General features: G+C 63.2%; 14 protein-coding genes. 9 read left to right on the top strand and 5 right to left on the bottom strand.

Features of this window, described 5'->3' with window-relative positions; translation table 11 throughout:
• Nucleotides 1–124: 124 nt before the first annotated feature.
• From AC5P9F_RS11535 to AC5P9F_RS11510, 6 genes are all read left to right on the top strand, one after another.
• Nucleotides 125–856: a hypothetical protein gene (locus AC5P9F_RS11535; protein WP_495231957.1), complete on the top strand. Its 732-nt coding sequence runs from the start codon at nt 125–127 to the stop codon at nt 854–856.
• A gap of 268 nt (nt 857–1,124) precedes the next feature.
• The gene (paoA, locus tag AC5P9F_RS11530; protein ID WP_138970006.1) at nt 1,125–1,772 is read left to right on the top strand and encodes an aldehyde dehydrogenase iron-sulfur subunit PaoA; all 648 of its coding nucleotides are present in this window, start codon (nt 1,125–1,127) and stop codon (nt 1,770–1,772) included.
• Complete coding sequence (locus AC5P9F_RS11525) at nt 1,769–2,719, top strand: FAD binding domain-containing protein (protein WP_049433730.1); 951 nt, start codon at nt 1,769–1,771, stop codon at nt 2,717–2,719. The genes paoA and AC5P9F_RS11525 overlap by 4 nt, the downstream gene beginning before the upstream one ends.
• Nucleotides 2,719–4,932 (top strand): aldehyde oxidoreductase molybdenum-binding subunit PaoC, encoded by a 2,214-nt coding sequence (gene paoC / locus AC5P9F_RS11520; RefSeq protein WP_274850224.1) that lies wholly within the window; start codon nt 2,719–2,721, stop codon nt 4,930–4,932. The genes AC5P9F_RS11525 and paoC overlap by 1 nt, the downstream gene beginning before the upstream one ends.
• 8 nt (nt 4,933–4,940) lie before the next feature.
• The gene (locus AC5P9F_RS11515; RefSeq protein WP_274849834.1) at nt 4,941–6,002 is read left to right on the top strand and encodes an XdhC family protein; all 1,062 of its coding nucleotides are present in this window, start codon (nt 4,941–4,943) and stop codon (nt 6,000–6,002) included.
• On the top strand, nt 5,978–6,604 hold the full coding sequence (locus AC5P9F_RS11510; RefSeq protein ID WP_180873751.1) for a nucleotidyltransferase family protein: 627 nt from the start codon (nt 5,978–5,980) through the stop codon (nt 6,602–6,604). Before AC5P9F_RS11515 ends, AC5P9F_RS11510 begins: the two co-directional genes overlap by 25 nt.
• Before the next feature lie 104 nt (nt 6,605–6,708).
• Here the strand turns inward: AC5P9F_RS11510 and AC5P9F_RS11505 are convergent, their stop codons facing one another.
• Together AC5P9F_RS11505 and AC5P9F_RS11500 are read right to left on the bottom strand one after the other, a co-directional pair.
• The gene (locus tag AC5P9F_RS11505) at nt 6,709–7,179 is read right to left on the bottom strand and encodes a hypothetical protein (RefSeq protein WP_180873753.1); all 471 of its coding nucleotides are present in this window, start codon (nt 7,177–7,179) and stop codon (nt 6,709–6,711) included.
• On the bottom strand, nt 7,180–7,536 hold the full coding sequence (locus tag AC5P9F_RS11500) for a hypothetical protein (RefSeq protein ID WP_180873755.1): 357 nt from the start codon (nt 7,534–7,536) through the stop codon (nt 7,180–7,182). It lies immediately after the preceding gene.
• 601 nt (nt 7,537–8,137) lie between these two features.
• On the opposite strand from AC5P9F_RS11500, the gene AC5P9F_RS11495 reads away from it, so the two are divergent.
• Nucleotides 8,138–9,613 (top strand): AAA family ATPase, encoded by a 1,476-nt coding sequence (locus AC5P9F_RS11495; RefSeq protein ID WP_235643878.1) that lies wholly within the window; start codon nt 8,138–8,140, stop codon nt 9,611–9,613.
• A complete protein-coding gene (locus AC5P9F_RS11490) occupies nt 9,610–10,296 on the top strand; it encodes an HNH endonuclease (RefSeq protein ID WP_425523825.1) in 687 nt (228 codons plus the stop codon). Before AC5P9F_RS11495 ends, AC5P9F_RS11490 begins: the two co-directional genes overlap by 4 nt.
• Before the next feature lie 906 nt (nt 10,297–11,202).
• On the opposite strand, the gene AC5P9F_RS11485 is transcribed toward AC5P9F_RS11490, so the two are convergent.
• The 3 genes from AC5P9F_RS11485 to AC5P9F_RS11475 form a co-directional block, all read right to left on the bottom strand.
• Nucleotides 11,203–11,727 carry an MltR family transcriptional regulator gene (locus tag AC5P9F_RS11485; RefSeq protein ID WP_235643877.1) on the bottom strand — a complete coding sequence of 175 codons (525 nt, stop codon included), beginning with the start codon at nt 11,725–11,727 and terminating at the stop codon, nt 11,203–11,205.
• Between the two features lie 130 nt (nt 11,728–11,857).
• Nucleotides 11,858–12,022 carry a DUF3653 domain-containing protein gene (locus AC5P9F_RS11480; RefSeq protein WP_235643875.1) on the bottom strand — a complete coding sequence of 55 codons (165 nt, stop codon included), beginning with the start codon at nt 12,020–12,022 and terminating at the stop codon, nt 11,858–11,860.
• A gap of 25 nt (nt 12,023–12,047) precedes the next feature.
• A complete protein-coding gene (locus tag AC5P9F_RS11475; protein WP_495231956.1) occupies nt 12,048–12,545 on the bottom strand; it encodes a DUF3693 domain-containing protein in 498 nt (165 codons plus the stop codon).
• Between the two features lie 137 nt (nt 12,546–12,682).
• Here AC5P9F_RS11475 and AC5P9F_RS11470 point away from each other — a divergent pair, with 137 nt between their 5' ends.
• Nucleotides 12,683–12,895, top strand: coding sequence for a hypothetical protein (locus tag AC5P9F_RS11470; RefSeq protein WP_495231955.1), 213 nt, complete (start codon nt 12,683–12,685; stop codon nt 12,893–12,895).
• Nucleotides 12,896–12,898 lie beyond the last annotated feature (3 nt).

The raw sequence follows: 12,898 nt of genomic DNA, 5'->3' as shown, positions 1-12,898 counted from the left end.
GAGCCATGCTCGACTCCGGGAAGGTCCTGGCCCTGACGATTACACGGCTAGGCCGTATTCCGCCACAACCCAGCTCGGCTACGATGGTGGCGCCGGCAACCTGGCCGGTGGGGCAGGGGATGCAATGGACATGCAGGCAGGGGGCGGATTCGATCCGCCGGCAAAGACCGATTCGCAGGAACTGACATTCCACTGGCTCTACCAGCGGGTGCAGGGACTGGTTGAGCACAGCATCTACCCCAAGGCGGGCAGGGTGGAGACGTGGGCGTTTCGCATCGGCGTGGGTGCGGCGATCTTCGGCATTCTCATGGGTCAGCTTCCGGATCGATGGCTGCCTCTTGGCGTAGTGCTCCAGGTGGTTGTTGCCTGCCTGGCAATCGAAATAGGAGGGTTCATTGTCGGTGGCGTACTGGCCGCCCGTAGGGGCATTCGCCAGTTCATCCAGCCGCGGCTCTCGCACGCCCGGGAGATGGATGAAGACTTCGCTCACTGGCAAGCGGTGGTGACCGAGCTTCGCGGATTCCCGCGCGTCCAGCGCGAGCGGCGACTCAAGTTCGTCAGCACCTTGCGCACAAACATGATTGAGCGCATGGGCATGATGTATGGCGGCCTGCAGCGGCTGGGACCATTCCCGCTGTTGATTGCCCTCTACCTGCAGTTCCGCGGATGGAAATGGGGCGACTGGGCGGGCGCTTTCGATGTTGGCCCGCTGGGTGCACTACTGATCTTCGCCATGGTGCTGCTGTACCTGCTGGGCTGGATGCTGATCGGCCTTCGCACCAGGCTTGATACCTACGTTGCCTTGTTGGAGGGCTCCATCCACGAACCCGAGCTCTCCCAGCGAACGCCTTTGTAGCGTCGGGCCATCATGTTCCTCATGCTGAGGGACAAACAGGACTGTGAGTCATCCAGTGAGGCATACGCATGGCTCAAGAGTGCCGCGCTGTGGCTGGATGCAGCCGATTTCTTCGGGCTTGCTGCATCATGCTCGTACATTTCGCCGACTTCACAGGCCTGTACCCCGCAGAGGGGCATAGTAGCCCTTCGGTAGTGTGAGCGCGTCCATCCAGCCACGGGGTTTCCCCGAACGCCAGGAGGTCACTGTGCCAAGTTGTGATGAAGGAATGAAGTTGACGCGTCGCCAGGTGATCGCCGGCGGCGTCACGACCGTGGCGATGTCCGCCGCACCGGGGGCGTCATCGCTCGCCGCCGAACTGGCGGCGCCCCCGCCGCCCAGGCCGCCGGTCATCAGCACGGTGGCCTTGACCGTCAACGGCAAGCGGCGGGAACTTGAACTCGACACCCGGACCACGCTGCTCGATGCCCTGCGCGAACATCTGAAGCTGACCGGGACCAAGAAGGGCTGCGACCACGGTCAATGCGGTGCCTGTACCGTGCTGGTCAACGGTGAGCGCATCAATGCCTGCCTCAGCCTGGCGGTGCAGCACCAGGGCGATGCCATCACTACCATCGAAGGCCTCGGAACCCCCGATGACCTGCATCCGATGCAGGCCGCCTTCATCAAGCATGATGGCTACCAGTGCGGGTATTGCACGCCGGGGCAGATCTGCTCGGCGGTGGCGGTACTGGACGAGATCAAGCGGGGTGTCCCCAGCCATGTGCAGGCGGATGTCAGCGCACGGCCCCGGGCCACCAACATGGAAATGCGCGAACGCATGAGCGGCAACCTCTGCCGCTGCGGCGCCTATTCCAACATTGCCGAGGCGATGGCAGAGGTCGCTGGCGCAACCTCTGCAGGGAGACGCTCATGAGGGCCTTCAGTTACGAACGCGCGAAATCCCCGGCCGAGGCTGCCAAGGCCGTCGCCGGTACCGAGGGCGCGAAGTTCCTGGCCGGAGGGACCAACCTGCTCGACCTGATGAAGCTGGAGGTCGAGACGCCAGCGCACCTGGTCGATGTGCAGGACATCGGCCTGGACAGGATCGAGCCCACCGACGAGGGCGGCCTGCGCATCGGCACGCTGGTCACCAATACCGCGCTGGCCTCGCATGAGCGCGTGCGCCGCGACTACGCGGTGCTGACCCGCGCGATCGTGGCAGGCGCCTCCGGGCAGTTGCGCAACAAAGCCACCACCGGCGGCAACCTGCTGCAGCGCACGCGCTGCCCGTATTTCTACGACCCCAATCTGCCCTGCAACAAGCGCCTGCCCGGATCCGGCTGCGGCGCACTCGAGGGGTTCTCCCGGCAGATGGGCGTGATCGGCACCTCGGACAGCTGCATCGCGACCTATCCGGGCGACATGGCGGTGGCCCTGCGGGTGCTGGACGCCTCGATCCAGACCGTCAGGGGTGACGGCAGTACGCGAAGCATCCCGATTGCCGATTTCCATCGTTCCCCCGGCGACAGGCCGCAGCAGGACAATGTGCTGCAGCGCGGTGAGCTGATCACCCACGTCACGTTGCCGGAACCTCTGGGCGGTCGGCACGTGTACCACAAGGTGCGGGACCGCGCGTCCTATGCGTTCGCACTGGTGTCGGTCGCCGCGGTCGTGCAGCGTGACGGCTCGGCGCGGTTCGCCTTCGGTGGGGTCGCGCCGAAGCCGTGGCGCGTCGAGGCAGCCGAACCCCTGCTGCGCGACGGCGTGAAGGCCGCGACCCGGCAGGTGTTCGCCGGTGCCCGTCCGACGCCAGAGAACGCGTTCAAGATCGCGCTCGCCGAGCGCACCCTCGCAGCGGTGCTGGTGGAAGGAGAGCGCTGATGCCCCTTGAATTCAACGCCCCCGCCGGCGACAACCTGTTCGACAAGGCCAAGGTCGTCGGCAAGTCGACGCCGCGCATCGACGGTCCACGCAAGACCACCGGCACTGCCCCCTATGCCTACGAGCGCCATGACGTGGCGCCGAACCAGGCCTACGGCTACATCGTCGGCGCGGGCATCGGCAAAGGGCGCATCATTTCGATGGATGCATCCCGCGCGCGTGCCGCGCCCGGCGTACTGGCGGTCATCACCGCACCGGAAACCAAGCCGGTCGGCAAATCGAACTGGAACAATGCACCGTTGTTCGGCGGACCCGAAGTGGCCCACTACCACCAGGCCATCGCCTGCGTGGTGGCAGAGACCTTCGAGCAGGCCCGCGCCGCCGCGGCGCTGATCCGCACCCGCTACGAGCGCGGCAAGGGCCGCTTCGATTTCCCGGCCCTGGCACCGTCCGCGCCGCTGGCAAAGGGGCGCGGTGGCAAGCCCGACCGGCAGACGCTCGGCGATTTCGACACCGCTTACGCGAGCGCGGCGGTCAAGCTCGACGAGACTTACCACACCTCCGACGAAAGTCATTCGATGATGGAGCCGCACGCCACCATCGCCGCCTGGGAGGGTGACACGCTCACGTTGTGGACGGCGAACCAGATGATCGACTGGGCCAGGCAGGGCATGGCGGCGATCCTCGGCATCGATCCTGCCAAGGTGCGCGTGGACTCGCCCTATATCGGCGGAGGCTTCGGCGGCAAGCTGTTCATCCGTGCCGACGCGGTGCTGGCCGCGTTGGCGGCCAAGCAGGTCGGGCGACCGGTGAAGATCGCGCTGCAACGCCCGTTGATGCCCAACAACACCACGCACCGGCACGCCACCCTCCAGCGCGTGCGGATCGGCTGCGGAAAGGATGGCCGGATCTCCGCCATCGCCCACGAGAACTGGTCGGGCAACATCAACGGCGAGGACGGCGAAAACGGCACCCTGCAGACGCCCAAGCTCTATGCGGGCGCCAACCGCCTGGTGGCCAACTACATCGCCACGCTCGACATGCCCGAAGGCAATGCGATGCGCGCACCGGGCGAAGCACCGGGCCACATGGCGCTGGAAGTGGCGATGGATGAAATGGCCGAGAAGCTGGGCCTCGACCCGATCGCGTTCCGCATCCTCAACGAGCCCGAGGTGGTACCCGGCGATCCGTCCAAGAAGTTCTCCGACCGCAACCTGGTGCGCTGCCTGCGCGAAGGTGCGGAGCGCTTCAACTGGAACAAGCGCAACCCCAGGCCGGCGCAGGTCAGGGAAGGGGACTGGCTGGTCGGCATGGGCGTGTCCGCGGGCTATCGCGGCGCACCGACGATGAAGTCGGCGGCGCGGGTCCGGCTTGACGGCCAAGGCGGGGTGATTGTCGAGACCGACATGACCGACATCGGCACCGGCTCCTACACGATCATCGCGCAGACGGCAGCCGAGACCATGGGCGTGCCGCTGGAGCGGGTCCAGGTGACCCTCGGAGACTCCCGTCATCCCGCCTCCGCCGGTTCCGGCGGCCAGTGGGGCGCGGCAAGCTCGACCGCAGGCGTGTACGCGGCGTGCGTCAGCCTGCGCCGCAAGGTGGGTGAGAAACTGGGTTTCGACGGCGACACCGCAGACTTCGCCAATGGCCGCATCCAGGCGGGTGGGCGGACCATCAAGCTGGCGGAGGCGGGCACACTGTCGGCGGAGGACGGCATTGCCTTCGGCGACTTCAAACAAGGCTACGACGTCGGCACCTATGCAGGGCATTTCTGCGAGGTTGCCGTGCATGCCTACACTGGAGAGACGCGCATCCGCCGCATGCTTGCCGTATGCGATGGCGGCCGGATCCTCAATCCGCTCTCCGCACGCAGCCAGGTCATCGGCGGGATGGTGATGGGTGCGGGCGCGACCCTGATGGAGGAGCTGGTGGTCGACAAACGGCTTGGCTTGTTCATCAACCACGATCTGGCCGGCTACGAGGTTCCCGTGCACGCCGACATCCCGTACCAGGAGGTGGTCTTCCTCGACACGCTGGATCCGGTGATCTCGCCGATGAAGGCCAAGGGTGTGGGTGAACTGGGCATCTGCGGGGTTGGCGCCGCGATCGCCAATGCGATCTACAACGCAACCAGCGTGCGCGTGCGCAGCTATCCCATCACCTTGGACAAGCTGTTGCCCGGCTTGCCCGGCTTGCCCGACGTGGGCTGACGTTGCGCATGGACCGACCCGTAGCCTCACCCGCGCTGGAAGCTTCAGCGGCAGGCGGAGGGGAGCCCGGCGATCTTGCCGAGGACCTGTCCGCAGCGCCGGGCTTCCTCGCCGAAGGTAGCCCGCGCGGCGTACTCGAGACGGCCTTGACGCGCATGCGCGCGGGGGAGCACGCCGTGCTCGCGCTGGTGCTGGAAACCGATGGCTCCACCTACGCCGGTGCCGGCGACATGGTGCTGTTCTGCAACGGCAGCCAGGTCGGCTGGCTCAGCGGCGGATGCTTGGAGCCGGAGCTCGCGCGACGCGCGGAGCAGGTGAGCGCGGCAGGGCGGGTCGACTGGATCGAGATCGACACCCGCAGTGACGACGACCTGTTGAGCGGGTCCGCGCTCGGCTGCCGCGGCCGGCTTCGGATTGCGCTCCTGCCATTGCGTGCCATGGCCGGCATCGACGTTGTCATCGAGGCATGGCTGCGCGAGGGTGTGCCACTACAGCGCGAGCTTCGTGCATCGGGGCAGATCGTTTTCCGCACCGGCCATCGCGAGCAGGCGTGGCAGCTGCATCCGATGCATGGTGCGCAGCCCTTTGGCGAGGGCGCATGGCATTTGCAGTTGCGCCGTCTTCCGCGGGCTCTGGTGTTGGGGGGCGGTCCCGAAACGCCCTTCCTGGTTCCGTTGCTGCGGAGCCTGGGGTGGCGGGTCAGCGTGGCCGAACGTCGAGCGCGCTGGGCCTCAGCCGGGCAGTGCGCGGATGCGCATCTTCAGACCAGCCCGGCCGAGGCCCTTCATGGCGACCCGTGCGACGCGGCACTGGTGATGCATCACGATTTCGAACTGGACCGGGAGGCGCTGGTGGCCCTGGCTGATACCAACGTCGCGTTCATTGGACTGCTGGGTCCGCGTCGAAGGCGCGAGGACCTGTTCAAGCTGCTGACACCGGATCAGCGCCACCGCCTTTCCCCGAGACTTCAATCACCGGTCGGCCTGAACATCGGCGGCCGAGGGCCCGAGGCGATTTCGCTCAGCATCGCCGCGCAGCTGCAGCAATGGCGAAGCGCGCACGGCAGGTGACTGACGCGCATGCGGTCGTCGTGCTGGCTGCCGGCGGGAGCACCCGGCTCGGCCAGCCCAAGCAGCTTCTGACCCGGCAGGGCGAAACCCTGGTACATCGCGTGGTGCGGTTGGCGCGGGAGCTCGCGCCAGCGCAGGTCCTGGTCGTGGTGGGCGCGAACGCACAGGCCGTGACATCCAGCATTGCCGGGCTGGAGGCCACTCCGGTAACCAACCGCCACTGGGAACGCGGCCTGGCGGGCAGTCTGCAGGTTGCCGGCGCACACCTGCTGCCCACGGTGACCGCGGTGATGGTCGTGGCATGCGACCAGCCCGCGATCGAGCACTCCCATCTGCAGGCGTTGCTTTCGGGTGCCCGCGCCGCAGCGTCAACGTGCGCGGGCACCCGCCACGGAAATGCGCTTGGCGTTCCCGCAGTAGTGCCGCGCGCCTGGTTCACCTCTGTCGGTGCAGCCGGTGACCGCGGCTTCGGAGCGCGCCTGCGGCAACTTCCTGTCGATACGGTGCATGTCCTGCAGGCACCGGAACTGGGCCTGGATATCGATACGCCAGAAGATCTTGCGCGTGCGCGCGATGCGGGCTGGATCGATGCCGGGAGGTGACCCGCATGATCACTGGGCAAATGCCTGTCGCGCAGGCGACGAGCGGCAGAGCTGCAGCCCGAACCCTCGCTGCCCGCAACCCTGTAGAGTCGGGCCATGCTCGACTACGGCACGCCACATCGCGCCCCATCAGGCACATCACTAGCAAGACTCTGCAGCACCCGATCCAACAGAACAGGTTCCGGCGCGCCAGCCAGTACCTGCTCCAGGTAATCCAACGGCTCCAACTGCCATTGGAGGAGCGCCCGCAACCGCACAACGGCGGGCGCCCGCTGCTTCGCGTCCAGTGAGGCCCACAACAGCAGATGTTGCGGGCGCCTCTCCAGCCACAGCACGGGTATGCCTCGGCAATGAACCTGGAACTCGGCATCTCGGTGCCGCTCTACGAACTGGAAGCCCTGTCGTGGCCGATCCTCCACGAACTGCATGGCTTGGCGGCGCAACTGCAGAAAGCGATCGCCGGGGATGCTGTGGAAACCGATAGGCGAGGGCTTGGGCGGCGCCAGCCACTGCGTCTGTGCCGCAACCACCACCACAAGACAGAGCGCGTTGGCCGCCCAGCGGCACCACGCCACTCAACCCTCCGGATGCAGTCGGGTACTGGCGTGTGCGGTAAGGCCGATTCCGGCCATGATCAGGCCCTCCATGACGCGCGGGCCGACGTATTGCTCCAGCTCGCCGTTCTCGCGGGCACGCTGTGCGGCCAGCAGAATCTCCAGCACCACGCGAAGGCCGGCCAACGAGCAATCGGTGTCTGCCAGTGCGATGCGCCGGCCCGGCATCTGGTGGCGCTCAGGCCAGGGCTGACCATCGGAGGCGGCACCGGCGCCGATGCTGTGCAGCAGGGCGATGAGGGTGTTCGGGTCCAGCACCGGGCCGTTTGCGGGCGCGTCGTGGATGGGTTGCGGGGCAGGGGAGTGGGGCTGGGTCATGGCGGGGCTCCTTGCGTGCATGCAGAAGCCGCCACCGATAAAGGTGGCGGACGGTGCGTGGCTCGAAATCCGGTACGCGACTAGGCCCGGTGGGCGCAGGGCCCCCACGCACCGCCCGCCATAGCCGGCCGACGGATTGCCAGCCGGCACCACAAAGCGTGGTGCCGGCTGACAAGCGCAAACTACAGTCGCGTTACCGGGATTTCGAGCCCCGGCCACCGGTGTATTGGTGGCACGAAAAGAAATACGCCCGGTCGTACGCGTTGCCAATGCAGTAAGGCCGATGCCGACACCACTTTCAACATTTTCAGAATCGTTGCATATGGCGCAATGAGGCTGGAGCGTTGCGCTGCAAGGCTATCGACCATGTCGGTGGTGCAACTCTGCGCGCTGTCGGCATCCGCCCGGCGAGGCCGTGAGCGAGGCGAATGCGACAGGATTGCCAAGGGGCGCCAAGCGTCAGTAGCCCTTCAACGCAATCTTGGTCCGCTCCAGCCATGCATTGTGCCGGCCCGCACAGCATCCGACGTTACCGCTTAGGCTAATAGCGACCATCCGTATAGAATACCCAAACACCGCGAATCAAAGGACTCTCGCGCAAATGCACCTGGACAGCTTGACACTGATCGGCGTTCGTCAATTCAAACGCCAGACCTTCTATTTTCGACCGGGGTTTAATCTGCTCGTTGGCGAAAACGGGGCTGGAAAGACCACCATTCTGCGTGGATTGCTTGCTGCCATGGCAAGTTCGAGGCAGCGCGGGTCAAGTTTCAACCTCCAAGATAGTGATATTGGATTTGGTGCGCGCCGCGCGGAAGTTAGCGCCGTTGTGCGTAGTGGCAACGAATTCAAGGAGTTCAGTTTCTACAAGGAGTTATGGAAACCCGCCGAGCGCACCAAAGATCGAAAGAGCGCCCCGCTCGTCCTTCTGTACTCATCGAGCGAATCCATATGCTCCGCGCTTAAGGCGAAGCGAGGGCGGCTAGTTCGGGAGCTCGTCAACGACCCATCGCGAGGTAGTGAAGAGTTTCTTTATGCCGCCGAGGAAAGGGTTCGCCAGAGAACGGCAGTAGATAGGTCCAAGAAATTTGGAAACAGTCGGTCGGTGAGGGACTTTGTTGGAAAAGTACTCTCAACTTTTTCCCCCGGCATGGGTGACTTCTACTGGCGCTTTGAACCCTATGACTGTTCACTTGTAGCCAATGAAGGCTCTGGGAAGCGCCCGCGCTTTGAGGCCGAAGTGCGAACTCTCGCGCGCGATATTGCGATGCGTTATTTTCAGCAGCGATTAATACGAAGGGGGCGGAACTACAGTTGGCCCGACCAACCGAAAATAGTTCTCGCGCCAGATTCCCATGAGCTCGACCTCGGTCAACGAGGCATACCCAGCTTGAAATCGATATGGCAGAACGCTGATATGCCGTCGGAGGCCGCTCGACGGTACTTGATGAGTTGCTCCCTGGAAGTGAAGCTCGCTCCAAGAATAATGATTAGACGAAGAATTGGAGCACTTCCATTGAGTCAGCTTTCCGACGGGGAGCAGAGGCTTTTCTCGTTGTTCGTTGACATCGCCCGGCAGTTATCTATCAGGAACGAAGGATCTCCGCTTGGCGAGGGCGAAGGGATCGTGCTTATCGACGAAATAGATGTTCACCTTCACCCGAAGTGGCAGCGTAAGATTGTGCCGGCACTAGAAGATCTATTTTCCGGCTGCCAGTTCATCGCAACTACACATTCACCATTCGTAATTCAAGCGACCCAGCGCAATCAGGTGACATCTATTGACCCTGCATCTGCCGGAATATTCTTGCACGGTGGCGAGAGCATCGAAGATATTGCTGAAAATATTCAGGGAATCGATCAGCCTCAGCGCAGCGCCCGATCAGAGACACTAAGCAAAGCGGCCGAGAAGTACTTTTCGCTTCTTCAGATACACGCAGTCACACCGACACAAGTGAGAATGGAGGATCTACAGTTAGCCGAGCTGCGATACCGGGAAGCCAGCGAGCCATTTACGTCGGACCCAGCTGTCAGCGCCCTTCTTAAGGTGATGAAGCTCGAGAGGCAAGCGCCATGAGACCAGTGAGACGAGGCGCAGCACCGAAGGTATACGCGAGATACCAGGACGCTATCGGCGATCTAGAAGACTGTTTTGGGAGCTACTGTAGCTACTGCGAGCGCCGCTTCCCAGCGCTATTGGCTGTGGAGCATGTTTCACCAAAGTGTTTGGATGCAGCACGCGAAACAGACTGGACAAATTTCCTCCTTGGTTGCGTCAATTGCAACTCAACAAAGGGTAGCACCCCTACAAATGATTGCGACTTTTTGTGGCCGGACAAGGACAACACCTTAAAAGCCATTGAGTATAAAGCCGGAGGCATGGTAGTTCCATCGCCCGCGCTGAGTCCGCATGTCCATGCCAAGACCTCAGCCTTAATTGAACTGGTAGGACTTGACCGACACCCGGGCCAAACCCCTGACAAGCGCCCTAGCGATAGGGACAAGCGCTTCGAGCAGCGGGAGAGGGTGTGGCAGCTCGCCATACGCATGCAAGCAATGCTTGCGCGCAACGACAATAGTGACTTTCGCGAAACAATCGCTGAGTTGGCGGTGGGGCATGGATTCTTCAGTGTGTGGATCTCTGTATTTCTTGCCGACGCCGACATGTGCTCACGATTGTTTAATGCCCACGTCGGAACTGAAAGAGACTGCTTCGAAAGTGACTGGACACTCAGAAATAGGCCTGGCGGCCATATCTAGACCGCAGCAGGGGGGGGCTCCCAGAAACATGGCCATGTTTTGCAGGCACGCAGTACATTCTCGTCACGGCAGCCAATGCCAAGGCGCGGCCCGCAGGCTAGTATGGTCAGTGCGACATCTTGATTCCGTCCATAGGCGGGGGCTTGAGATGTCCACTACGGAGCAGCCATGGGCACTGGGCTGCTGCGTGACGCGGACTGAGTTTGGCGCGTTGCTGTCAACGAAGCGCCACGAGATCATCGCGACGACTTGGCCCGTAGACCCGTTTGGCGAGCAGTCCGATGCTACGACCGCGCGCATAAGGCTGCGGCGGGGTCGCCTGTGACGAGCGCTAGCGAGACACAACCGACCACCGCCGCGGCGAACGGGAGCACCCTAATTAAATTACAGTTGGGAGGCTCCCCTTGGGTACGCTCCCAGAGACGCCGCCATATCCGGCGAGCTTCTGATTTTCGCAATGGGATACCATGCCCCCAAACCTTGGGGGCGAAATGGACATTCGATCCGGCGTAGTTCTGGCTTTACTACTGCTTTCGGCACCTACCCATGCGCAACAACTACGCTCGGCTACCGGCCCGCAGCCTGTGCCTAGGTACACGCCACCAGCGCCGAAGGCGAGCAACCTTGGCGCTGAACCACTGAAATGCCAGCAACACGTTGATCCGCGCATCCGGCTCTATTGCGCCGAAATTGAACGATCCTTGATACAAGGCGAGGCGCGTCGCCAAGGCATACCGACCCCATCGAGCGAGATTGTGCGCATGCCGGCTTACGGAAGCGCTGAGGCAAAGCAGTTTGGCGCCGCCTGCATGGGGGGCACTGCGATGCGCCGCCTAAACAACGGCTGGGAGCAACTTCGAAACGCCAGGGGTGAATGGCTGAGGTGTAGAGCAGAGTAGGGCGTCGCTAGTTGTTACTCCGCCACTCACTCATCTCGGGATCACCCCAAATCTTCGGTGCCCTTTCCTCTTTAGCTACCCATTCGGCCCGATAGAACAGGCTAAGCGTGAGAAGCACCGTGGAATTGATGAAGCGAAATCTGTTGCTCGCAAACCTCGCATCGTCCATAGGGAGATCGGATTTGAGGCTCGTACAAAGACCCGCAACTTTGGGAGAGTTCAAGTCCAAGCCATGCCTCTTGTGGGCAAATTCATTCCGAATGCGACGTAGCAGGCCAATCTCCTGATGCTCATCGGGAGTTATTAGCCCGAGCGCGGCGCATGCCTCGATCCGAGCAGATAGCGTTCCGAGAGGTGCGTTAGGGTCGGTAAGCATCCGCGTAGAGGACTTGCCATCCACGAAGAAGGCTTGCAGCGTTTCCAGCAGTTTCTCGTCTAGGAGCGCCAGGCCCACCAGCGCGAGGCCACGATCAGTCTCCGCCTGAAGCTCTGTCAGAAAGCTCTGTAGGTCCGCTAAATCCTTCTCGCGCATACAGTGCCTGCTTAGATGGTCAGCGGGCATTGTACGGGGTGTAGGGGCAGCGCCCCTACGGCAAACGCCTCACATGCGCTGGTGGCGTTTCGGCCCCGGTATCGGCAGGACTGCCGCTAGTGGCTCGGCGTCAGGGCCAGCCATCGCCACCGCCGACCGCTGTTTGCGGGCGCCGTTCCTGCGCTTGGCAGGCGATGAGCGACAGCCACGCCAAGTCTTCAGGCAGCAGCTCGCGACCTTCGGGAGTGATCAGCCGATCACCGAGGAAAGAAAAGCCGGCCCAAGGGCCGGTCAAGTCGATACGGTGGTGTGGGTCGAACTCAATCTTGCCGCGATCTCATCCTTGGCCGGGGTCTCGGGGAGCAGGCAAGAGCCGAGCCAGAGGCCCAGCCATTGCCACGCGGAGCCAACCAATCGTACCAAGGCCGATACAGCATTTCGCATAATGTATACAGCGTGGCGGAATCAACGGCCGCCACCGCGCCGAGATGCACAGATTGCACAGCCGCGTGCGCCGAGCTGGGCAGGGCAAGCCCCACTGCAAGACAAACCGCCATAGCCGTCGCGGCCAGCTTCCGCCAGACCGCCTTCTCTTCTCGGCTGATAGCTCGCGCTTCACCGATGACGCCCAGCACGCGGGCAAGCGGCACTCCTGTCAGGCCAGCCAAAGTTGCGCAAACCACGGCATCAGGGTGCGAAACACCCTTTCGATAGTTGCTAATCGCAGACGGTCGCACGCCGAGGCGCGGCGCTAAGTCCTTGTCGTAGCTGACGCCACACGCCTCTTTCGCCTGGTCGAGCAGGGAATTGACGTCCATTTGATCCAAGGCCCTTGATTTTCGGAGTTCAAGGGTATTGAATCACGTCCGCGATCCAAGGGCCTTGGATTGCACCCGTCACCGGCACCCCAAGGCCGTGGGCGGGTCCTCTTGGGGGCTTGGGGCAGGGGATAGGGATGATCGATCCGCTCATTGCCTTCGCGCTGCTGGCGGCCATCGCGGCTGCCTCCATCGGCTGCGCAAAGCTCGTTTCATGGCTGCTCGACCGGCGTGACTACACCGCCTCGCAGCAGTCCCGCGAAGCCCAGGTCATCGCGCTCGCAAAAGCTGAGATTGCTGCCACCAAGCGCGGTGATCTTCTGGCCGCCGCTCGCTACGCGGAAGAGTAGGAG

The organism is Stenotrophomonas sp. YJH_SMC_4, assembly GCF_059371575.1.
This window is presented reverse-complemented; position numbering and strand designations above follow the sequence as displayed.